This is a genomic window from Leptotrichia sp. oral taxon 218 (assembly GCF_018128225.1).
In the GTDB taxonomy this organism is placed as follows: Bacteria; Fusobacteriota; Fusobacteriia; order Fusobacteriales; family Leptotrichiaceae; genus Leptotrichia.
Window position 1 is genome coordinate 1,249,999 of sequence record NZ_CP072377.1, and the last position, 23,801, is coordinate 1,273,799.

The 23,801-nt window shown below is 27.5% G+C and carries 23 protein-coding genes; 1 reads left to right on the top strand and 22 read right to left on the bottom strand.

Going from position 1 to position 23,801, the window contains the following annotated elements:
• Positions 1-1,284, top strand: coding sequence for a hydroxymethylglutaryl-CoA reductase, degradative (locus tag J5A73_RS05770; RefSeq protein ID WP_211613812.1), 1,284 nt, complete (start codon positions 1-3; stop codon positions 1,282-1,284).
• A 77-nt stretch (positions 1,285-1,361) separates the two neighbouring features.
• On the opposite strand, the gene groL is transcribed toward J5A73_RS05770, so the two are convergent.
• From groL to tilS, 22 genes are all read right to left on the bottom strand, one after another.
• A complete protein-coding gene (gene groL / locus J5A73_RS05775; protein WP_211613819.1) occupies positions 1,362-2,984 on the bottom strand; it encodes a chaperonin GroEL in 1,623 nt (540 codons plus the stop codon).
• A 59-nt stretch (positions 2,985-3,043) separates the two neighbouring features.
• A complete protein-coding gene (locus tag J5A73_RS05780) occupies positions 3,044-3,307 on the bottom strand; it encodes a co-chaperone GroES (protein ID WP_211613826.1) in 264 nt (87 codons plus the stop codon).
• Positions 3,308-3,482: 175 nt separating this feature from the next.
• Complete coding sequence (locus J5A73_RS05785; protein ID WP_211613828.1) at positions 3,483-4,112, bottom strand: hypothetical protein; 630 nt, start codon at positions 4,110-4,112, stop codon at positions 3,483-3,485.
• A gap of 147 nt (positions 4,113-4,259) precedes the next feature.
• On the bottom strand, positions 4,260-5,102 hold the full coding sequence (trmB, locus tag J5A73_RS05790; protein WP_211613830.1) for a tRNA (guanosine(46)-N7)-methyltransferase TrmB: 843 nt from the start codon (positions 5,100-5,102) through the stop codon (positions 4,260-4,262).
• Positions 5,103-5,117: 15 nt separating this feature from the next.
• Positions 5,118-6,302: a 3-deoxy-D-manno-octulosonic acid transferase gene (locus tag J5A73_RS05795; RefSeq protein ID WP_211613832.1), complete on the bottom strand. Its 1,185-nt coding sequence runs from the start codon at positions 6,300-6,302 to the stop codon at positions 5,118-5,120.
• A 139-nt stretch (positions 6,303-6,441) separates the two neighbouring features.
• Complete coding sequence (locus J5A73_RS05800) at positions 6,442-6,723, bottom strand: HU family DNA-binding protein (protein WP_211613834.1); 282 nt, start codon at positions 6,721-6,723, stop codon at positions 6,442-6,444.
• A gap of 153 nt (positions 6,724-6,876) precedes the next feature.
• Complete coding sequence (gene cmk, locus J5A73_RS05805; protein WP_211613836.1) at positions 6,877-7,584, bottom strand: (d)CMP kinase; 708 nt, start codon at positions 7,582-7,584, stop codon at positions 6,877-6,879.
• Positions 7,581-9,362: a DUF6056 family protein gene (locus tag J5A73_RS05810; RefSeq protein WP_211613838.1), complete on the bottom strand. Its 1,782-nt coding sequence runs from the start codon at positions 9,360-9,362 to the stop codon at positions 7,581-7,583. Before J5A73_RS05810 ends, cmk begins: the two co-directional genes overlap by 4 nt.
• On the bottom strand, positions 9,350-9,976 hold the full coding sequence (locus J5A73_RS05815; protein WP_211613846.1) for a GtrA family protein: 627 nt from the start codon (positions 9,974-9,976) through the stop codon (positions 9,350-9,352). Before J5A73_RS05815 ends, J5A73_RS05810 begins: the two co-directional genes overlap by 13 nt.
• 28 nt (positions 9,977-10,004) lie before the next feature.
• On the bottom strand, positions 10,005-10,436 hold the full coding sequence (locus J5A73_RS05820; RefSeq protein ID WP_211613848.1) for a glycosyltransferase: 432 nt from the start codon (positions 10,434-10,436) through the stop codon (positions 10,005-10,007).
• Between the two features lie 73 nt (positions 10,437-10,509).
• On the bottom strand, positions 10,510-11,433 hold the full coding sequence (prmA, locus tag J5A73_RS05825; RefSeq protein ID WP_211613850.1) for a 50S ribosomal protein L11 methyltransferase: 924 nt from the start codon (positions 11,431-11,433) through the stop codon (positions 10,510-10,512).
• A gap of 73 nt (positions 11,434-11,506) precedes the next feature.
• Entirely contained in the window at positions 11,507-12,286 is a 780-nt protein-coding gene (locus tag J5A73_RS05830; RefSeq protein ID WP_211613852.1) for a TIGR00282 family metallophosphoesterase, read from the bottom strand.
• An 18-nt stretch (positions 12,287-12,304) separates the two neighbouring features.
• A complete protein-coding gene (locus J5A73_RS05835; protein WP_211613854.1) occupies positions 12,305-12,781 on the bottom strand; it encodes a GNAT family N-acetyltransferase in 477 nt (158 codons plus the stop codon).
• Positions 12,782-12,865: 84 nt separating this feature from the next.
• Positions 12,866-14,446, bottom strand: coding sequence for a ribonuclease Y (gene rny / locus J5A73_RS05840; protein WP_211613856.1), 1,581 nt, complete (start codon positions 14,444-14,446; stop codon positions 12,866-12,868).
• Between the two features lie 12 nt (positions 14,447-14,458).
• Positions 14,459-14,860: a hypothetical protein gene (locus J5A73_RS05845; RefSeq protein ID WP_211613858.1), complete on the bottom strand. Its 402-nt coding sequence runs from the start codon at positions 14,858-14,860 to the stop codon at positions 14,459-14,461.
• 204 nt (positions 14,861-15,064) lie between these two features.
• Complete coding sequence (locus J5A73_RS05850; RefSeq protein ID WP_211613860.1) at positions 15,065-15,487, bottom strand: cell division protein FtsL; 423 nt, start codon at positions 15,485-15,487, stop codon at positions 15,065-15,067.
• Positions 15,480-16,415, bottom strand: coding sequence for a 16S rRNA (cytosine(1402)-N(4))-methyltransferase RsmH (gene rsmH, locus J5A73_RS05855; RefSeq protein ID WP_211613869.1), 936 nt, complete (start codon positions 16,413-16,415; stop codon positions 15,480-15,482). The genes J5A73_RS05850 and rsmH overlap by 8 nt, the downstream gene beginning before the upstream one ends.
• A 268-nt stretch (positions 16,416-16,683) precedes the next feature.
• On the bottom strand, positions 16,684-17,241 hold the full coding sequence (locus J5A73_RS05860; RefSeq protein ID WP_211613871.1) for a DJ-1 family glyoxalase III: 558 nt from the start codon (positions 17,239-17,241) through the stop codon (positions 16,684-16,686).
• Between the two features lie 127 nt (positions 17,242-17,368).
• Entirely contained in the window at positions 17,369-19,075 is a 1,707-nt protein-coding gene (ptsP, locus tag J5A73_RS05865; RefSeq protein ID WP_211613873.1) for a phosphoenolpyruvate--protein phosphotransferase, read from the bottom strand.
• 63 nt (positions 19,076-19,138) lie between these two features.
• Positions 19,139-19,882: an ankyrin repeat domain-containing protein gene (locus tag J5A73_RS05870; RefSeq protein ID WP_211613876.1), complete on the bottom strand. Its 744-nt coding sequence runs from the start codon at positions 19,880-19,882 to the stop codon at positions 19,139-19,141.
• Between the two features lie 116 nt (positions 19,883-19,998).
• Positions 19,999-22,374, bottom strand: a complete 2,376-nt coding sequence (gene ftsH / locus J5A73_RS05875) for an ATP-dependent zinc metalloprotease FtsH (RefSeq protein ID WP_211613884.1) — start codon at positions 22,372-22,374, stop codon at positions 19,999-20,001.
• Positions 22,347-23,756: a tRNA lysidine(34) synthetase TilS gene (tilS, locus tag J5A73_RS05880; protein ID WP_211613886.1), complete on the bottom strand. Its 1,410-nt coding sequence runs from the start codon at positions 23,754-23,756 to the stop codon at positions 22,347-22,349. The genes ftsH and tilS overlap by 28 nt, the downstream gene beginning before the upstream one ends.
• Between the last annotated feature and the right edge of the window lie 45 nt (positions 23,757-23,801).

Here is a 23,801-nt window from a genome sequence, read left to right on the forward strand (position 1 = left end):
ATGGATAAAAATAAAAAGGAACAGGAAAAGAAAAAAAATTGGCTTGGATTTCAAAAAAAAGAAAGAATTGAAAGAATTGAAATGCTAGAAAACAATGATTTCTTGGATAAAAATACAAAAAAAATACTTCTTGAAAATGAAAATTTGCCGCTAGAAATCGCAAATCAAATAACCGAAAATAATATTGCAACTTTTTCGTTGCCAATGGGAATCGCACCAAACTTTTTAATTGATGGAAAAGAATATGCTGTTCCGATGGTCACTGAAGAGCCGTCTGTAATCGCCGCTGCAAGTTATGCCGCAAAAATCATTTCAAAATGCAAAGGTTTTAAAACAATTGCTCTAGATAGAAAAATGATTGGAGAAATTGCGCTTTACGATATAATTGATTTTGAAAAAGCTAAAAATTTGATTTTGAAAAATGAAAATAAAATTTTAGAAATTGCAAACGAAGCTTATCCATCAATTGTAAAAAGAGGTGGAGGTGCTATTTGTTTGGAAATCAAAAAATTAGAAAATTTTCTTGTTGTATATTTAACTGTCGATGTGAAGGAAGCAATGGGTGCAAACATCTTAAATACGATGTTAGAAGGAATTAAACCACTACTTGAAGAAATTACAAATTCAACTGCACTAATGGGAATTTTATCAAATTATGCGACAAAATCTTTAGTTACTGCAACTTGCGAAATAGACTCCAAATTACTTGGAGGAAATCATGTGGCGAAAAAAATTGATTTAGCTTCTAAATTCGCTAAAATTGATACTTATAGAGCAGCAACTCACAACAAAGGAATTTTTAATGGAATTGACGCTGTAGTTATTGCGACTGGAAATGACTGGCGTGGAATCGAAGCAGCAGGACATGCTTTTGCAGCAAAAAATGGAAAATATGAAGGACTTACAACTTGGACTTTTGATGAAAAAATTAACAAATTAAAAGGAGAATTAACACTTCCTATGCCAGTTGCAAGTGTCGGCGGTTCAATCGGTTTAAATCCTAGTGTAACTGCAGCTTTTGATATTTTAAAAAATCCAAGTGCTATAGAATTAGCTAAAATAATAGTTTCGGTTGGACTTGCACAAAATCTTGCCGCTATAAAGGCGCTTGTCACGACTGGAATTCAAAAAGGACATATGAAATTACAGGCACGGACTTTAGCTTTATTTTCGGGAGCAAAAGATGGTGAAGTCGATTTAGTTGTAAATACAATTTTAGAAAAAAAACTTATAATTAATTCTGAGAATATAAAAAATATTTTAGAAGAAATTAGAAATATATAAAAAAAAACTACACCTAAATTAAAGAGTGTAGTTTATTTTTAATCTTTAAACATCCTAATCTTATATTTTTAAAATTTTTACATCATTCCCGGCATTCCCATTCCTCCTGGCATTCCACCAGCTGGTGCTTCTTCCTTTTCATTTGCAACTGCAACTTCTGTTGTAAGTAAAACTGAAGATACTGAAACAGCGTTTTGAATTGCTGAACGAGTTACTTTGGCTGGATCAATTATTCCAGCTTTTACCATATCTACATATTCTTCTTTCGCAGCGTCAAACCCTATTCCATTTTCAGAATTTTTAACTTTTTCAAGCACAACTCCAGCATCAATTCCAGCATTTACGACAATTTGTCTAAGTGGCGCAAATAGAGCTTTTTTAACAATTTCTACTCCTAATCCTTCTTCACCAGCTAATTTAAAGTCTTCAATCGCATTTGCAATTTCAACTAAAACTGTTCCACCTCCAGCTACAATTCCTTCTTCAACTGCCGCTTTTGTAGCATTTAATGCATCCTCAATTCTAAGTTTTCTCTCTTTCATTTCAGTTTCTGTCGCAGCACCAACTTTTATCACTGCAACTCCACCCGCAAGTTTTGCAAGTCTTTCCTGTAATTTTTCCCTGTCATAGTCAGACGAAGTTTCCGAAATTGCATTTTTAATTTGTCCAACTCTTGCACTGATTTCAGCTTTATCACCCATTCCGTCCACAATTACTGTATTATCTTTAGTAATTCTAACTTTTTTAGCTTGTCCTAACAATGCAATATCAGCTTCTTCCAATTTTATTCCTTTTTCTTCAGAAATAACTTCTCCACCTGTTAAAATTGCTATATCTTGTAACATAGCTTTTCTTCTATCTCCGAAAGCTGGAGCTTTTACAGCAGCTACATTTAATGTCCCACGAAGTTTATTTACAACTAATGTCGCAAGAGCTTCCCCTTCAACATCTTCAGCAATTATAAGCATCGGTCTGCTTGTTTCAACTGTCTTTTCCAAAACTGGAAGCAATTCTTTCATATTTGAGATTTTTTTGTCTGTTATTAGAATGTAAGGATTGTCCATTTCAACGACCATTCTTTCAGAATCTGAAACCATATATGGCGACAAGTAACCATTGTCAAACTGCATTCCTTCTACTACTTCTAAAGTTGTGTCAAGTGAACGAGCTTCTTCGACTGTAATTACGCCTTCTTCCCCAACTTTTTCCATTGCCTGTGCAATCAATTTTCCAATTTCCTTATCTCCCGCTGAAATTGCTCCAACTTGTGCGATTTCTTCATTTGCTTCAACTTTTTTAGCCTTTTTAGAAAGCTCTTCAATCACTTTTTTTGAAGCCTGTTCCATTCCACGACGGATAAATACTGGATTTGCTCCTGCTGAAACCATTTTTAGTCCTTCTTTTATTAAAGCTTGAGCAAGAACTGTAGCCGTAGTTGTTCCATCTCCTGCCACATCGTTAGACTTTGTTGCAACTTCTTTTACAATTTGTGCTCCAAGATTTTCGATTGGATCACTTAATTCGATCTCTTTGGCAATTGTAACACCGTCATTTGTAATCATTGGTGCTCCAAAGCCTCTATCTAATACTACATTTCTTCCTTTTGGTCCAAGTGTTATTTTTACAGCATCTGCAAGTGTATCTACACCCACTTCTAGCGATTTTCTTGCTTCTTCATTAAATTTTATTATTTTTCCCATTTTATTTTCCTCCAAATTATTTATTATATATCGAAAATTCAAATATTAAATGCCTCTATTTATTCAACAATGGCAAGTACATTATCTTTTTCTAAAATTAAATAAGTTTCTTCTCCATCTTTAACTTCAGTCCCAGAATATTTTTCAAAAATAACTTTATCTCCGACAGAAATTTCTTCAATCTTTTTCCCAACTGCCAAAACTTCTCCAATTATAGGTTTTTCTTTTGAAGCTGTTCCTGGAAGTACAATTCCACTTTTAGTCACTTCTTCCTGTTCAGTTTGTTTTATCAAAATTCTTTTTCCCAATGGTTTAATTTTCATTTTTTTGCCTCCTAAAATATTGTATATCTTTTTTTAGCACTCTTTATCTTTAACTGCTAATATATAATAATACATTTTTAAAAATTTTTCAAGTTTTTTTTATAAAAATTGAAAATTTTATTTAAAAAATAAAAAGTACATCTTAAACTAATATTTAAAATGTACTTTAAAACTCCTATTTCTTATAATTCGCTCTTATTTCTTTTAAAACTTTTTGAATTTCTGCATTAGAATATTTTTTTGTTTCAATACCTTCGTTGCTTGTTTTTACTATAAGCGTTTCATTATTTTTCAATTTCTGAGATTTATTTTTTGCAAAATATTCTGCTCTTATTTCTTTTAACGCTTTTCGAGCTCTTGCACGATCCTTTGCTGTAAGTTCAGATTTTGCCACAACATTTGACACAGGTTCATAAGCAACCACAGGTTTTACTTCTTTTCTAACATTTGCTATAACTTGTTTTACTTTTTCATTATCTTTTTCTTGTGAAGTCATTTTTTTCTGTACTTTTGGCGCAACATCTTTTTGTTTTTCCGGTTTATTATCAACAATTTTTATATCTTTTTTATTACTTTCCATCTGTTCTCTCTCTTGAGCTGCCAATTTTTCTTTTTGTGCTCTTTGTTGTGCCAACTCTTGTTCCCTTTGCGCTTTTTGCTGTGCTTTTTCCAATTCCATCTTTATTTTTTGCTCTTTATAATAATTATCTCTCGCCTGTTTCAATATCGCATTTGTACTAACTGCCAAAAGTGGTATTCCCACTATCAAACTACTTATTAAAATTAATTTCTTTTTATTTTTCATAAAAACCTCCAGATTTATTTTCTCTAACAAAAATTATCTAAAAACCTTCCTAACTGTTATTATACTATTATTTTCACAAATATTCAAGAAAATTTTTTTATTTTGTTAAAATCAATCAAAATTCTTTTCGAAAAATAAACTTTATTTTTAATTTTTTTGAATTTCAATATATTTAATGTTCATATTATGTTTACTTAAAAACATCTGCTCGAATTCTGTTTTTATATTTTGATCCGCCTTTTCTGAATTGTGCAAATCATCTGTGTGATAAATAACCTCATAATTTTTAAGATTTTCAACTAATTCTAAAACATCTCTGTAATACTGTTCATGATCCGTTTTAAAAAATAATTTCCCCTTTGACTTTAACACAACATCCAATTTTTTGAACAAATCTTCACTAATTACTCTTTTTTTCTCTTCACCTTCCCAAGGATCTGGAAAATTTATATAAACTCCCGAAATTTCCTTTTCACCAAAAAATTCTAAAATTGTTTCCCCTCTTTTTCTCACAAAAAGTATATTTTTTAAATTTCTTTTATCTGCTTTTTTTGCTCCCAAAACAAGTCTTTTAAATCTCAATTCAAGTGCAATATAGTTTCTATCTGGAAATTTTTGCGCATTTTGAACTGTAAAATTCCCACTTCCACAACCGATTTCCAAATATATGTCATTTTCATTTTTAAAAAACTTATTCCATTTTCCACGAAACTCATTTACTTTTTCGTTATCATACATTAAATATTCAGGATAATCCAACATTTCACACATATATTTGTTATAATTTTTTTTAGGTTTTTCAAAAAAATATTTCCAAATTTCTTTTTCGTTTATGATTTGACTTTTTTCATAATTTTTTATTTTAAATTCATCGTTTATTTTTTTTATTTTTTCTCTTCTCTCAAGCTCTTCTTTTGACAAGATTTTTTTATTTTTGTCAGCTTTAATTTGCTTTTCTCTCAATTTATTTTCTTTTTTTTTATTATCCATAAATCACACTCCAAATTAAAATATCTCACTAATTATTTTATCTATTTCGTTGTTTTTTTCAAAAAATTCTTTTGTATTTATTTTTTCTTCTTTTTTTAAATAATCAATAATTTTGTCTTCATTTTGCACAATCTCCACAAAATTAAGTTTTTTTGCATCATTTACAATCTCTTCAATATTTTGGAAATATTTCCCAATTATCGGCTTTCTTCCATAAAAAAGTGGCTCTAAAATCGAATGTCCGCCAATATTTACAAGCGTTCCGCCGACAAACACAAAGTCCGCCATTTGATAAAAATCTGTAAGAACTCCCATTTTATCCACAATAACTATCTCAGTTTTTTTTAAATTTTTCCAAACTTCAAAATCCGAAAGTAGTGAATAACTTTCTCGTGGAAACAATTTTAAAATTTCATCTTCCACTTTTTTTATCCGCTCCAAATGTCTAGGAACCAGCACAAGCTGATATTCATTTTTTTTATTTATTTTTTTTAAAACTTCAAGCCAAATTTTTTCTTCACTTTCTCTCGTGCTTCCGCAAACTATTATTTTTTTATTTTTGTCCAAAATTTCTTCAAAATATTTATTTTTCTTTTCTTCAGAAAGAATGTCATATTTTATCGAATATTTTAAATTTTTAAAAACTTTTATTTTTTCATTTTTTATTTTTAAACTCTTATATCTCGACGCATCTTTTTCGCTTTGCACCAAAATTTTTTTAACTCTATTTAAACTTGAATTTATAAACCAGCCAAACTTTTTGTAAGATTTCATTTTTTTATCGGTAAGTCTGCCATTTACAACAAATAACTCTCCAAACTTTGCCGCCAAATAATATAGATTAATCCAAATCTCAGTTTCTATAATAATTGTCTTTTTTATTTTATATTTTTTATAAATTTTTTTTAAAGCAAAAAAATCATCAAGAGGAAAATACAAAATTTTCACATTTTTATTATTTCCATATTTTTTATTAATCACTGAAAATCCTGTATCTGTCATAACTGAAATAACTATTTTTTCATTTCTTAATAAAATTTTTTCGATTAGTTCAACCGATAAATTAAATTCTCCAACTGATGACAAATGAATTAAAATAGATTTCTCATCTTTTCCCAAAAAATTTTCATTTGAAATTTTTTGAAATAGTCGAGTTTTGAAAAATATAAGCAATTTTTTATTAAACAATGCCAATATCATTATGACTAAATATAAAAAAAATCTTATTAAATTATAAATTATTAACATACTTATCTTCTTTCATATATTTTATTTCTCAAAATTAAGAAAAGACTATTTTTCAATGACCGCTGTCACATCAAAATAGCCTTTTAAAAAATTATTTAGCATTTGCTACATTATCAGCTAATTTTTTACCTACTTTAAATTTAACTACATTTTTTGCAGGTATTTGAATTTCTTTTTTAGTTTGAGGGTTAATTCCAGTTCTTGCTGCTCTTTCTTTTACTTCAAATGTTCCCCATCCAACAAATTGAACAGATTCACCTTTCACTAAAGATTCTTCCACTGTTTCAAGAAATTGATTTACTAATTCTTCAGCTCTTTTTTTAGTTTCTCCTGTTGCTTTTGCATAAGCATCAACGAATTCTTTTTTTGACATATTATCAAACCTCCAAATTTTATTTGATTGAATTTAATACTCACACTTTTTTTGTGTTTTTAAATTACTTAGTTATTATACACTATTTTCAACATTTGTCCAGTATTTTTTTTAATTTTTTTATTTTTTTAAAAATTTTAATTAAAAATTAATTTATTTAATTTTATCTTTCAAAATTTTTTTTATTTTATCTTTAACTTCTTCAATAGTTTTAAAAGTCGTATCAACTTCAATCGCATCCTGTGCTTTTACTAAAGGCGATTCCTTTCTTGTGGAATCAATTTTATCTCGCTCAACAATATTTTTATAAATTTCATCTAAAGTCACATCTTCATTTTTTAAAATTAACTCTTTATATCGTCTTTTAGCTCTTTCCATTGTATCTGCCACCAAAAATATTTTTAATTCTGCATTTGGAAAAACAACCGTTCCAATATCACGACCATCCAAAATGACATTTTTAGAATTTGAAAATTTTCTTTGCAAATCGACCATCTTTTCTCTAACTTCCTTAATTTTAGCAATATTCGAAACATTTTCAGAAATTACAGGTTTTCTAATCTCATCACTCACATCAATTCCGTCCAAAAAAAATCGATTTTTTTTAATATCAATATTCAAATTTTCCAAAATTTTTTTCATCTTTTGAATAATTTCAAAATCAGAATTATTATTTTTACTTTCAGATAAATTTATAATATTTTTTAACAACTCAAACGAAACTTTTTCATCTAATGCTTTTAATGTAACAAGTCTATACATTGCTCCAGTATCCAAATATACAAAGTCAAGTTCATTTGCTAACTTTTTAGCAATCGTACTTTTTCCGCTCCCAGCAGGTCCATCTATTGCAATTATCATTTTTTCTCACTTTCTATTTTTATTAATTTAATTTTATTAGTTTCTTTTTCAATTTTATAAAAATTATTTGGTTTTAAACCATTTTTAAACATTATCGAATATTTTTTTGAAAAATTCTCATCAAAATCTTTTAAATAAAGATAATCATAATTTTTTAAAGTTTCAAACAAATTTTCTTCATCATTATAATAGAATCCTTGTATCTTTAATGGAGTAGCCTCATATCTAAATAGCCAATAATAATAACCTTTATCATTTTTCATATCTGAAACAAAATAAATTTTATTATTGTGATTTTCCCTTATTTCTTCTGGTATTTCCTTTATTTCCTGTCGTTCTTTCTTTATTTTCTTAATATTTTTAAATTTTTTTATTGTAAGTTTTTTCATTGTACTGTTTTTGAAAAATAAAATCAAAAATAATATCATTATTATTTTTCCATATTTCAGAATTTTTTCACTTTTTGCAGTTAACAATATATCTAAAAGAATCAAAAATATTACAATAGTTGACAAATATCTGCTAAACGATGCCAAATTTACTGCTTCTACAGGACTAAAAATAAAGATATACATAACCAATAATGAAATCGGATAAATTACAATAATTAAAACATTATAAATTAATAACTTTAAATTTTTATTATTTTTTCTTTTTAAATACACAAATATTAATATTCCAATTGTGATGACTAAAAATATAATATATGAAAATAAACCTATTTTTGTTTTTATTAATGCCTTAAAGAAATTATTTATCGTTTCATATTGATATTCCTGACCTTTTCCATTCAAAACATTTAATATACCTCCAAACGTTATCTTTTCAGTCTTCCATATTGCATCAGCATTTGTTTTATACATATAATATCCCCAAGATTTTTTCCCTACAAAAAGAGAAACTAAAATCGTTATTATTATTTGAAAATTTAATTTATAATTTTTCATAAAAATCAAATCAAGAATAATATAAATTAAACAAAATACTATTATCGCAGTTCCTGTTGATTTTATTAATACTAAAAATAATGTAGCTAATGACATATTTAAAAATACAAATTTTTTATGAATTTTATGAATTTTCGCATATTCATAAAAAATTATTAAATAAACTCCCATTATTGCAAGTATTACATCTACATACAAACTAACATATATTTCTTGATTAAATATTGCAGGAATTATAAATAATATAGGATATAGAATTCTTTTTGCTTTACTATCTAATTTTGTCATATTAACTATGGACAATAACAGGATTAATACAAAATAATTTGTTATAAACTGACTATTATATTCTAGATTTATATTTTTAAAAACTATACTTTGAATATAATTATTAAAATATTGAATTATCGCTGTTGCAGGTGGATATGTCTTAAAAAAAATTGTTGAATTTTCATTGTTTGATAATTCATTAAATAAAAACATATTTTTAACCGTTAGCAACCAATGGCTAAAATCATCCCAAATTCTTGATTTAAAGCCAATAAGCATTATTGTCATTACAATATATAAAATTATTAAAACCTGAAACTCTTTTAAAATTTTGAGCCAACTCATATTTGATTTAAATATATAATATATTAAATATATTATTGCCCCAATTGCCAATAAAATTATAAAGATGTTCCCATAAATAAAGCTTGAAAATATCACTCCACTAAAATATAACACCATCATTATAAAGAAGAAAATTGTCGGTGCAATGATTTCTACTTTTCTTCTTGAAATTTTTGAATATAAAAAAACTAAACTTAAAAAAATTAATAAAAACATTCTCTCTCTCTCCTTTTAAATACCCATTCTCGCTGAATATAATAATTTACAATAAAAATTATTAAATCTATTATTATTTTTAAAAATATTACATTTTTATTTACAAATATTTTATGTAAAAACTTTACTGAATATCCTGAAATAAACATCTGTATTATTACCAAAATATAATATTTTATCAAACTTTTTTTATTAAATGATTTAAAAACTTTATTTTTATTCAAAGTATAATTTAATATTGAAGAAAGTATCCTTGCAATTATTGTCGCATTTATAATTGTAAATTTAAAAGCCTTAAAAATTCCAAATAGTGCAATATCTAATATAAAAGATAATAATGAAACAACAATATATTTAAAAAATAATAGATATATTGTAATCGAATCACGAACTGGATTAAAGTGTGACGATTTATTATTTTTTATGTAAACTGTATTTATTGGAATTTCTTTAAATTTATATCCTAAATTTTTATTATCAATCAACATATTTGTCTCATATTCAAATCTTTCACCTTTAACTTTTAAAAAATCCTTTACTTGATTTTTACTAAATGCTCTAAGCCCAGTTTGAGTATCAGATATTTTTAATCCTAAAAGATACTTAAAAACCAAACTTGTTAGTCTATTCCCTAATTTGCTCCTAAAAGGTACCTTCCCCCCCCCCATTTCCAATTGTTTTCAAATTTTTTTTAAAATTTCTTGTTCCTAAAATTAGTGTATTCTGATTTTCATTTGAACATTTTAAACACAAAATTATGTCTTCTATCAGATGCTGACCATCAGAATCAGCAGTAACCACACTTTTCAAATTTTTTACCTCATTTAATACATAATTAAACGCTGTTTTCAAGGCCCGTCCTTTTCCCAAATTTATAGCATGTTGTAAAACTACTATGTCTTTATCTTTAACTTTTTCAAATATATTATTAAAATTTTCAGAACTTCCATCATTAACAACAACTATACTCGCATTAATTTTTTCTTCAGCAATCTTATTTTCAAATTCTTCTAATAAATTTAAAAAATTCTTATCTGGATTTAAACTAGGAATTATTAATATATTTTCTTCCATTTACACTTCCTCCTTTTTTATTATTATCAAAATTAAATAATATCAATATTTTTCAATAAAGAATAAAAATCAATTAATTTTCATATTTAAAAACAAGTGATACCCAATTATTCTTCTCTCGTCTATCAATTTGTTTCAAATTATAATTTTTAGCCTTTTTCACAAATGCCTCTTCTTTTTCATTCAAAATCCCAGAAAAAATAACTGTTGCACCCTTTTCTAAAATTTTTTCTATATCTTCAAGCAATTTTTCCAAAACATCTACTAAAATATTTGAAACAACTAAATCATACTTTTCATTTATGTCATCTACAAGATTTCCGATTATTACTTGAAAATTCTCACTTATTTCATTTTTAGAAAAATTTTCCAGCACAACATCATTTACTTTCTCATCAATGTCAATTCCAACAACTTTTTCTACACCTAATTTCTTCCCAATCAACATCAAAATCCCAGAACCGCATCCAATATCAAGCAGTTTTTTCTTATTTTGGGCATATTTTTCCAAAAATTCCACACAAAGTGAAGTCGTTTCATGTGTCCCAGTCCCAAAGGCAAGTCCTGGATCAATTTCTATCACAGTTTCATTGCCCTTTACTTCATAATTATCCCAACTTGGCTTAATTACGATATTTGGTGTTATATTCACTGTGTGAAAATATTTTTTCCACTCATCTTGCCAATCTTCATCAGAACATCGTGAAGTATAAATTTCTGACATAAAATTTTCGTCATCTTTTGAAATTTCATTGACATTGTTATAAATTATATTTAATTTACTTTTTACAAATCGATTGTCAATAATATATCCAATCATACTCCAAATATCATTTTCATTTTTAAAATTTACGCTGTAATCCAAAGAATTATCAGAAAAATAATCGACAAATTCTACTTGTTTTATCCCAACTTCTTCAAAAATATTAATTAATCTTGCTTTTGTTTCTTTCAAATTGTCTGAAAAATAATCAATTTTTACTTTTATCCATTTCATCTATTTTTATTTCCTCTTTTTTTTAAATTTTTTTATTTTTTTATTTTTTTAATTCTTTATTTTTATTTATTTTTTAAATTTCATCATAACTCATATTTATTCTTTTAATCGCAACTGCCTTTCCAGTTTTTTCATTTACTTCCACTTCAATTCCGTTTATTTTAGGATTTTCCTTACAAACCGAATATCTGTTTGGCATTCCATCTTTAAATTTTTGAATGCTTTCTTTCTTATTCATTCCCAAAACTCCATCGTGTCCACCAGTCATTCCAACATCTGAGATAAAAGCTGTTCCTCCTGGTAAAATTCTCTCATCAGCAGTCTGTGTATGTGTGTGAGTCCCATACACAACAGATACTTTTCCAGTTAAATTCCATCCCATAGCTTGTTTTTCCGAAGTTGCTTCAGCGTGAAAATCAAGTACAACTATATCCGTTTCTTTCTTTATTTCAAGCAAAATTTCTTCCACTGTTAAAAATGGACAAGCAATCGGTGGCATAAAAACTTTTCCTTGCGCATTGATAACTGCTACTTTTACTCCATTTTTTTCAACTATCGTATATCCATTTCCTGGAGCTTCCTTTGAAAAGTTAATCGGTCTAATCAAATTTTTATGATTATTTATGTACGGATAAATTTCTTTTTTGTCCCAGCTATGATTTCCCAGCGTAATTACATCCGCTCCACGAGAAAAAATTTGTTCAGCTATTTTTATATTTATTCCAAATCCTCCAGCTGAGTTTTCTCCATTTACAATTATAAAATCATAATTTTTCTTTCTTTTTTCCAAAAATTTAAACAAAGTATTTCTTCCAGGTTCTCCAACTACATCTCCAATTATCAAAAATTTCATTCTATCTTCCTCTCAAATTTAAATTTGTTTTTCCATCAATGTTTTCAATGGCAAAAATCCTATTTTTTCATAAAATTTAAACGCACTCTCATTAAAATTCCAAACATCCAATGTAACACTAGTGAAATTATTTTCTTTTGCAAAATTTAGCACATATTCATACAGTTTTTTTCCAATTCCACTATTTCTAATATTTTTATCCACACATAAATCATCAATATACAAAACTTTTCTGTCGCACAAACTTTTATCATTTTTCACTTCACGAAATACACAAAAACAATGTCCCAAAATATTATCATTTTCATCAGTTGCTACAAAGATTGGCGTTTTATCATCTTTTAATACTTCTTTCAATTCTATGTCACTAAATTTTTTTTCGCCTTTTTTAAAAATATCAGGTCTGCCATTTACATGAACTCCATGAACTTGGTATAAAAGTAAATTTAATCCAGCGATATCTTTCTCATCAGCTTTTCTAATTTTAATTTTCATAAATATATTTCTCCTTTTTTTAAATTTTTTATAATAAATTTTTATTATAAAAAAGACTGAAAACTAATTCAGTCTTTAATTTATCTATTTTGCATATTCTACCGCTCTAGTTTCTCTTATTACCGTTACTTTTATCTGTCCTGGATACTGCATTTTTTCTTCGATATCTTTTGCAACATCCCTTGCCAAAATTGTAGCTTTATCATCGTCAATATTGTCAGGATGAACAATTAATCTAAGTTCTCTTCCAGCCTGAATAGCATACGAACTTTCAATTCCTTCATGACTATTTGCTATTTCTTCCAGCTGCTCTAACCGTTTTAAGTAATTGGACAAAGTTTCTCTTCTAGCTCCTGGTCTTGACGCTGAAATCGAGTCAGCTGCTTGAACTAGCACAGCTTCTATACTCAACTGCTCAACTTCATTGTGATGAGCTTCCACCGCATTTATAACGATTTCACTTTCCCTAGAAAATTTTCTCAAAAATTCCCCACCGTTTAATGCATGAGAACCTTCCTGTTCGTGTGAAAATGCTTTCCCAATGTCATGAAGAAGAGCCGCTCTTTTAGCCACATCTACATTTGCTCCAATTTCTGCTGCAAGTGCTGCTGCAATATGAGCCACTTCAATTGAGTGCTGCAAAATATTCTGTCCAAACGATGTTCTAAATTTCAATCTTCCAAATACTTTTAAGACTTCTCTTGGAAGAGTTGGAATTCCAACTTCTAAGATTGCCTGTTCTGCCGCATCTAATACACTTTCTTCCACTTCTAACTGCGCTTTTGCCACAACTTCTTCAATTTTTGTAGGATGAATTCTTCCATCCGAAATCAACTTTTCAAGAGCAATTCTAGCGACTTCTCTTCTAACTCCATCAAACGAAGAAAGAACAACAGCTTCTGGTGTATCGTCAATTATCAAATCTACGCCAGTTGCAGCTTCAATCGCTCTAATATTTCGACCTTCTCTTCCAATGATTCTACCTTTCATTTCTTCACTAGGAAGTTGAATTACAGAAATTGTCGAATCTACAACATAGTCAGCCGCAGCTTTTCCAATTGCAGTAGAAATTATTCTTTTAGAAATTCTATCTTTTTCTCTGTCTAAATTATGCTCATAATCTCTTATTAACACCGCTTTATCGTGATCCAACTCATTTTCTAATTTTTCTAATATAATTTTTCTTGCGTCATCTTGAGTAAGTTCTGAAATTCTCTCCAATTCTTTCTCCTGATTTACAATCATTTCATCCAAATCTTTTTCTTTTTTTGCAAGTCTGTCTTTATATTTTTCATTTTTTATTTCTTTTTCTTCCAGACGCTCCATTTTTGTTTCCAATGTTTCTTCTTTTTTTGCAATTCTTTCTTCTTTAATAGCCAACTCTGCTTTAATTTTTTTTATTTCATCGTCCGCTATTTTTTTCTCATTTAGCAATTCTTCTTTTACTTTTAATGTTTCTTCTTTTTTAAAAGATTCAATTTCTATTTCAACTTCTCTTTTCGATGTTTCAAGTCTTCTTTTGACATCAACTATTCTTAGTTCAAGTTCACTTAACTCTCCATATTTCTTTTTAAATACAGAACTTATCAAAAAATAAGCTATAAAAAAAACTAAAATAGAAAAAAGAATAATTAATAAAACAAATACTATTATTGTTACACTCATTTTTCTCCTCTCTTATTTTTTTTCAGCTACATTTGAAATCTTCCAGCTCCCATCATCCATTTTTTTCCAAGTTATATTAAAATAATTACTTTCTGTGCCATAATTTATAGCCATGACACTAGTTGCTTTATTATTAGATTTTACTTTTGGTTCAGAAAAAATAAATGTTAATTTTGAAAGGTCGTATTCTTGTAATTTTTTTACAATAATATTATTTTTAAATGTAGTTAAAAAAATCTCTTTTATTTTATCGTATCTATTTGAGTTTGCATCTTCTTTAAAATTTGTTATAACATTTGTTATTTCATTATTAATTTCATTAATTTCAATTTGAGAAATATTTTTGTTATAGCCACTCAAAGATGTACAACTCGCAAAAATTAACAAAATTATTAGACATAAACACTTTTTCATAGTTCTACCTCCAAAACTTCGCTTATTAATTTTATCATAATTTTTTTAGTTATTCAAGTCGAAACATCAATTTTTAGGAAAATTTTCATATAAAAAAAGATATACTTTATCTAATTTAAATTTAATTTAAAATTTCAAATTAAATGTATATCTTTTTTTAGTTATTTTTTATCTATTTTTTTCTTTTTATTTTTTATTTTTAAATTATTTTTTATCTTCAACTTTGATATATCTTATTGGATTATTTGGAACAAATCCATCTTCATATGCTTTTTTCTCTAATTTTTTTCTATCAATTCCGTCATAAAACTTATTTTCCAAAGTAGAAACTTGCCTTCTCAAATCTTTTAACTCTCTATCTTTTGCCTTATACTGTCTATCTAATGTGCTAACACTGTTTACCGCCAAAATTTTTATAAAAGCTACAACTACTGCAATTCCAATATAAATAGCAAATTTACTTATTATTGCTCTATCCAGTCCTGCAGTTTTTGAAAGTCTTTTGTTCATTTTTTTAGGAACTGTAATCTTATTTTCTTTTTTTTGATTTGCAACTTTTCTTGCTGTATTAGTTATTTTAGGAACTTCCAATACTTGTATCTTTTTTTCTTTAGAAATATTACTCATTCCTATTTTCTCTCCTTTCAAAAATTCTTAATTTAGCTGAATGTGCTCTTTTATTTTCTTTTAATTCAACTTCTTTTGCCACAATAGGTTTTCTCGTAATAACCTTTCCCAAACTTTTTTTCCCACAAATACAAATTGGTATATCTTTTGGACAAGTGCAAGGGTTTTCATATTCTCTAAATTTTTCTTTAACTATCCTGTCCTCCAGCGAATGAAATGTAATTACCAAAAGCCTTCCCCTGTCGTTCAATAAATTAACTGCTTTATCCAAAGTCTGTGTCAAAACTTCTAGTTCTTTATTTACAAAAATTCTTATCGCCTGAAAAGTTCTCTTTGCAGGATGCCTTTTCATACTTTTTCCTATTGATTTTATCACGATTTCAGCTAATTCAGTTGTAGTTTCAATTTTTTTATTTTTTCGATATTCAACTATATTTCTAGCAATTTTCCTAGATTTGGGTTCTTCTCCATATTTATAAATTATATCAGCTATTTCTTTTTCAGAAAAAGTATTTACAACATCATAAGCGCTTAATTTTAGTGACTTATCCATTCTCATATCCAGTTTTGCACAAAATCTATAAGAAAAGCCTCTTTTCGCATTATCGAGCTGATTTGAAGAAACTCCAATATCCATAAGTATTCTATCAACTTTTTCAAATCCTGCCAAATAAACAACCGTATCTATATTTTTAAAATTGTCCTGAAATACTTTAAAATTATCATAATTTTCCAGTCTTTTTTTTGCAAACTCAATTGCTTCAATATCTTGATCTATTGCAATAACTTTTGAATTTTTTGAAGAGTTTTCAAGAATACCTTGTGTATGACCTCCGCCACCAAGTGTACAGTCAACATAAACTGCATCTTTATCTGTTATAATATTTTCAATGACTTCATCATATAACACAGGTTTATGATATTCCATAAAACTTTTCCTCCCTCAATTTCATACTTTTTAAATTAATTTAATTAATTAAACTTTACAAATTATCGCAACTTCTATAATTATTGTATTATACTACAAATCCATTATATTTTTATTTGAACTAATAAATAAATACATTAATTTTTACTTTTAAAATATAATTAAATTTTAAAATATAGCAATAATTTTAACTAATTGTACTTGAAATTTCGTTTTATGTCAAGATTTTTTTATTAAATGAAATTATATCAAAATTTTTTCAATTCTTTTAATAAACTATTTCATCTTTAACTTCTTTAGATTTTTCATTTCCCAAAAGCTGTGAAATAACTTCAAGTGCAAAATCTATAGCAGTTCCAGCACTTCTGCTAGTTACAATATTTCCATCTACAACAACTTTTTCGTGAGTCAAAATAGGATTTCCTGCGAGTAAATTACTTTCACAAGCTGGAAAACAAATAGCTTTTTTATTTTCCAAAATTCCCAATTCTGATAAAATTAATGGAGCTGCGCAAATTGCACCAACTTTTTTATTTTTTGTATCTTTAGAAAATTCTAAAACTTTATCTAAAAGCAACTGCGATTTAAAATAATTTTTGTGTCCTGGTCCTCCCGGTAAAACTAACATATCATATTTATCAAAATCAATTTCACTTATAACTTTATCTGCAACCACTTTTACTTTTCTTGCACTTTGTACAAAATTTTCATCTGTTAATGAAACTGTGTCCACTTCTATTTCAGCTCTTCTAAGTAAGTCAATCGGAGCGATTGCTTCAACTTCCTCAAATCCATCTGCCAAAAAAACTGCAACTTTTTTACTCATAGTATTTTCCTCACTTTTTTATTTTTTATTTTTTTTATTATTTTTCTAAATTTAATAAATTTTTTACTTTTAATTTATTACAAAAAATAATGAAAAAGAGCTAAAAAATAGCCCTTTTTTATTATTATTATTTTAATTTTTCAATTACATCTTCTGGTGTATCTTGTTTCAAAATCAAATCTCTATATTTTTGTGCGTCAACATAATTACTGTTTCTAATTATCTTTTTAACTGTAAGTCCTGATGAAGCGCTCATACTAAATGAATCAAGTCCCATTCCTAAAAGTAATTTAGTCGCTCTCTTATCCCCTGCAAACTCTCCACACATACTTACACTGATTCCTGCATGATGTGCAGCGTCAATTACTTTTTGAATAGCTTCTAAAACTGCTGGGTTAAATGAATTATACAAACTAGATACCAATTCATTTCCTCTATCTACAGCTAAGAAATATTGAGTTAAGTCATTAGTTCCAATTGAGAAGAAATCAACTTCTTTTGCAAATTTATAAGCAACTATTGCAGTTGAAGGAGTTTCCACCATAATTCCAACCTTTATATTTCTATCGTAAATTTTACCAATTTCATCTAATTCTTTTTTACATTCTTCCAAAATAGCATTAGCTTTTCTAATTTCATTTATAGAACTTATCATTGGATACATAATTTTAATTTGACCATATTGAGAAGCTCTTAAGATAGCTTTCAATTGAGTTTTGAACATATCTTTATTTTCTAATGAAATTCTGATTGCTCTATATCCTAAGAATGGGTTCATTTCTTTTGGCAAATCCAAGTAAGGTAATTCTTTATCTCCACCTATATCCATTGTTCTTATTGTAACAGGTTTTCCTTGCATTTTTTCAGCTACTACTCTATATGCTTTATATTGTTCTTCTTCTGTTGGGAAGTGGTCAGAGTTCATAAACAAGAATTCTGTTCTGTATAATCCAATTCCTGTAGCTCCAGATTCAATCACTGCATCAACATCATTAGGACTTCCGATATTTCCCCAAATATCTACTTTTCTTCCATCTAATGTAACTGCTTCTTCATGAATTAATTTTTTAAGTTCTTCTTTTTCTAATCTAATTTGTTCTTGTTTTACTTTATATTCTTCAACTAATTTTTCAGATGGTTCTAGGAAAATTTCCCCTGTTTCCCCGTCCATTACGACTACTTCTCCATCTTCAACTTCTCCTAAAACACCTTTTACTCCAACTACTGCTGGTAATTCAAGAGATCTAGCCATTATAGCCGAATGAGCTGTTTTTCCTCCAATTTCTGTAATAAATCCAACACAATTTGCCAAATCCAATTGAGCTGTATCTGATGGTGTCAAATCTTCAGTAACAACAACTGTTCCAGGATCCAAATTACTTAAATCGTTAATTTTAATTTCCAATAAGTTTTTTAACCATCTTTTTCCTATATCTTGTAAATCTGCCGCTCTTTCTCTCAAATAAGGGTCGTCCAATTGAGAAATCATTTCACAATATTCGTCAATTCCTTCTCTTAGAGCTCTTGCAGCTGGTAATTTTTCACCTGTTATTTTAGCTTCAACTTCTTCAATCAAATCTTCATCTTCTAAAAGCATAATATGACCATCAAAAATTGCTGCTTTATCTTCACCCATTTTTTCTTTTACTTTTTCTCTAATTGCGATTAATTGAGTTTTTGATTTTTTCAACCCATTTTCCAATTTTGCCAATTCCCCTTCGATAGTTGAATTTTCATCTATTTCTTGAGGAATAATCATTTTTTCCTCTACAAAAAGTAATACTTTTCCTATTGATACTCCTTCTGAAGCACCAATTCCTGTTAATCTTTTCATGTTTTTCTCCTTATATATAAATTTTTATTATAAATACATTTTTTTTGGATAATATTTATTTTTCTAATATTTTCTATTAGCTTTTATATTATCACGAAATAATTTAACAATTTGACCTTTCCCAAATTCTGTTGCCATATCCATCGCTGTTCCTCCGCTATAATCTTTTAATTGAGGATTTGCGCCATTTTTTAATAAAATTTTTACTATATCGATATTGGCTTTGAGTGTTGCATCTTGTAAAGCTGTCCAGCCGTCAATTCCACTTTGTTCATTTATCAATTTGGGATCGGCTGAAAGTAACATCTCCACCGCTTTTTCATTTTCATAATAACATGCTACATTTAGTACACTTCTTTTAAAAAGCGGATGTTTTTCTCTCAAATTTGCACCATTTTTTATGAGATATTCCAAAATATCATTATTTTGAGATTCAATTGCCACAATAATTGGCGTATATCCACTTTCATCTTTAGCATTTACATCTATCAAAGTATTATCCATTCCAAAAAAATCAAAAAAATTTATTGCAACTCCATATTTACCATTTCCGGGGGTACTTTGCTCAATTAATTTTTTTCTTCTTTCAATATTTTCTTTAGTCAACAAAGAAAATTTTACAAAATTGTTATTTTGTTGTCTTATTGCTTTAAATAATGCAGCCAATCGATTTTGTTGCTTTTTTGAATCACTAATTTCATTTAATTTTTGTGAATTTTCTCTTTTGTAATCGTAAATTGACGAAAATGAAAAAAAATTGGTAATCAAAACTCCTATTAAAATACTTTTTAGAAAAAAAAGTCTCATCCTTATACCTCACTTTATAATTATACCATATGATTTTTAAAAATCAAATTTTTTTTAAAAAAAATAGAAAAATAACATTAAGTTATCTTTCCATTTTTTTGTTTAATTTTTATTATTTATTCCATGAAACTTGGCAATTTGAAATTATTTTTTTTCTTTTTCTCAGTTGAAGAATCGCCTTTGTCATCTTTTTTAAAACTTTCTGAATCATCATTTTCATTGTCATCACTATCACTACTGTTATCTTCATTTTTATCTTCATCATCAGTGTCATTTTGATTGCTATTTTTATCGTTGTTATCTTCTTCTTCATTTTCACTGTCATTTTTATTTCCAGTCAAAAAATCATCTTTTTTCAATTTTTCTTCCAAAGTTTCACTGTCTTTTGTCAACTCTTTTACAGTTTCCTCAAGTTTTTCAATTTCAGACTTTTCTTTTGGGTTACCAAATTTAGCGTCGAAATCATCTTTTATATCTCTTACATCTCTTTCATTTTTTTTATTTTTTTCATTTTTTTCAGAACTTTCTTTTAGTTCTTCATTATTTTCAGCTGAATCTTTAGATTTATTTGCTTCAGATTCCAAAACTTGCTCAAAAGTTTCACCTTTGATAATTCTTCTAACTTCATCTCCAGTAATTGTTTCTTTTTTAAGAAGAAGTTGAGCTACACCTTCCAATATATGCATATTTTCTTGTAATGTATTAAATGTGTTCAAATATTCATCCATTAAGATTTTTCTAACTTCCAAATCAATTTCTCTCATTGTTTCATCACTTTTATTTGTCATAAACGCAAACTCATCATCTGGATTTTCAAGATTTATAGGTCCAAATTTTTTGCTCATTCCAACACTTTCCACATACATTCTGGCAATTCTTGTAGCTCTTTTAATGTCTGAATAAGCACCTGTACTCACATCATCTAACACAAGCTCTTCTGCAGCTCTTCCACCAAATAAAACTTTTATTTCAGCAAGTAATTCTTTGCTTGAAGTAACCAATTTCTCTTCTGGAAGCGGCATCATAAATCCTCCAGCTTCACCTCTTGGAATAATTGTCACTTTGTGAACTGGATCTGCTCCTTCAGTTAATTCAGTCATTACAGAATGTCCAGCTTCATGATATGCAAGTAATTTTTTCTCTTCAGGTTTTATAATTTTTCCTTTTTGACCAAGTCCCATTCCGATTTTATCCACAGCTTCATCTAAATCTGCCATCGTAATTGTGTCAGTAGCACGACGAGCTGCTAAAATTGCTGCTTCATTTAATAAATTTGCTAAATCTGCTCCAACAAATCCAGGAGTTATTTTTGCAATATCTTCTAAATTTACATCACTAGCCAATTTTTTATTTTTCGAATGAACTTTTAAAATTGCAATTCTTCCTTGTAAATCAGGTGCATCAACTGTAATTCTTCTATCAAATCTTCCCGCTCTTAAAAGCGCAGAATCTAGTACATCTTCACGGTTTGTTGCAGCAAGTACAATAACTTTCGTATCAGTATCAAATCCATCCATTTCAACTAACAATTGATTTAATGTCTGTTCTCTTTCATCGTTACTTCCGCTGTTTTTTCCAGCGCTTCTTTTTCTTCCAATCGCATCAATTTCATCAATAAAAATTATTGACGGACTTGATTCTTTCGCTTTTTCAAACAAATCTCTCACACGAGAAGCTCCAACTCCGACAAACATTTCCACAAATTCTGAACCTGAAATGCTAAAAAACGAAGCTCCAGATTCCCCAGCAACAGCTTTTGCAAGTAATGTCTTTCCAGTTCCAGGTCTTCCAAGTAAAAGTACACCTTTTGGAACTCTAGCTCCAGCTTTTGTATATTTATCAGGATTTTTCAAAAAGTCAACAACTTCTTTTAATTCTTCTTTTGCACCGTCAACTCCAGCAACATCTTCAAATTTTACATCTGGTTTTTTATCAATTTTATTCACACGAGATTTTCCAAATCCAAAAATATTTCCAGGTCCACCTTGACCGCCACCGCTCATCTTTTTAGCTAAATAAACCATAAGTCCAATCATTATAATAAGCGGAAGTGCATTTAAAAGTATTGCTAAAAAATATCCACCACCTGATGGAGGCATTGAATTTAATTTTACATTTTTTGACTCAACCGCATTAATTATTTGTGGCTCATTTCCCACACGGTCAGTAATTTTTTTTGTGTAAAAAAGAATATCTTTTCCAGCAACTCTAGCTTTTGCAACCAATTTGTCGTCCTTTTCATCAATTTCCCTAAATTCTCCTCTTCTAGTTCTGTCTAAAAATTCAGAATATGATACATTTTTTTTCTCTTGAAAATAACTTTGAATATCTCTTTGAAATAAAAATGTAAATAAAGACAGCAAAACTACAAGCAAAACGAATAAAAATCCAGAAAAAGGCGAATTTTCATTTCCTTGCTTATTTTTTCTATTATTGTCTTTTCTTAATTCTTCCAATCTTTTCTTTATGTCGTTTTTATCTCTGTCTGCCATTTTTTCCTCCCAATCACTAATATTTTATTATTATTTTTAAAATTTTTTATATCTTCTTTAAAAAATTTTTTTACAAATTTTGAAAATTTTATATCAGAAACCGTTAAGATAATATTTTCTTTTTTTTTATTTTCAAAAACCAATTCTACAATCGGAATAAAATCTCTTTCACTTTTTGATATTTTTTTGTCTATTAAAATTTTTTTTATTTTTTTTTGACCTAAATTCTCAAGCCAAATTCTATCACCATTTTCCCTATTTCTCACAACTATTTTACTTTTATCATTTACAAAATTATCCTTGAAAATTAAAAATGTGTACTCAAAATCCTTTTTTTCAACAAAAAAATTCTCAAATTCTAATATATTTTCAAAAAAACTTATTGTCTTCGAATTATACCACTCTATACTTTGATTTTTCTTTATAATTTCAAATTTCTTTTGATTTTCTAAATTTTTTTTATTTTTTTCAAAAATTTCGTAACTAAAATAACTTTTTTTCAAAACTTTATTTTTTCCCAAATCAAACTCTTTTTCTCCATCATTTCTCAAATTTCCAAAATCATCAAAAATAGAATTAAAAATTTGATCAATTTTTTTTCTCGAAATTTCCACATTATTTTTACTCAAAAATTTAACAAATTCATCTTTTTTTTCGTGTTTTTTGTTTTTTTCACTAATTTTTTCAAATTCATTTTCTCGCTCATTAATTTCCAAAATCAAGTCATTTATTTTATTTTTAAAATTTCGATTTATTTTTGAAAACATTGGAAAAATCTCATTTCTTATGTAATTTCTTGAATAGTCGCTCTCTTTATTTGTATAATCAACTATGTAATCTTGATCAATTCTTTTCAAATAATCCAAAATTTCTCTTTTTTTAAACTGCAAAATTGGTCTTACAATATTTTCTCTTTTAGCAGGAATTCCCTTTAATCCCTTTATTGAAGTTCCTCTTAAAAGTCTAAAAACAAGCGTTTCCACATTGTCATCCAAATTGTGTCCAGTTGCAATCTTGTCAAAATTTGACTCTTTTAACTTCTCAATTAAAACTTTATATCGCAATTCTCTTGCACCAAGTTCAACTGATTTTTTATTTTTTTTACAATAATTCAAAACATCCAAATTTTCAATAAAAATTTTTACATTATTCTTTTTAGAAAAATTTTTTATAAATTCCAAATCATTTTTTACATCATTTCGCAAATTGTGATTTACATAAAGTAAAAAAATTTCAAGTTCATATTCTTTTTTCAAAAAATTTAATAAAAGAAACAAAAATACTGAATCAGGTCCACCTGAAAAAGCGATTAAAATCTTATCTCCTTTTTTTATCAATTCGCTTTTTTTCAAATCTCTTATTTTTTCTTTGAAACTATTCATTTAATTTTTTCCAACTTTCTTAAATTTTTATTTTTTTATTTTTTT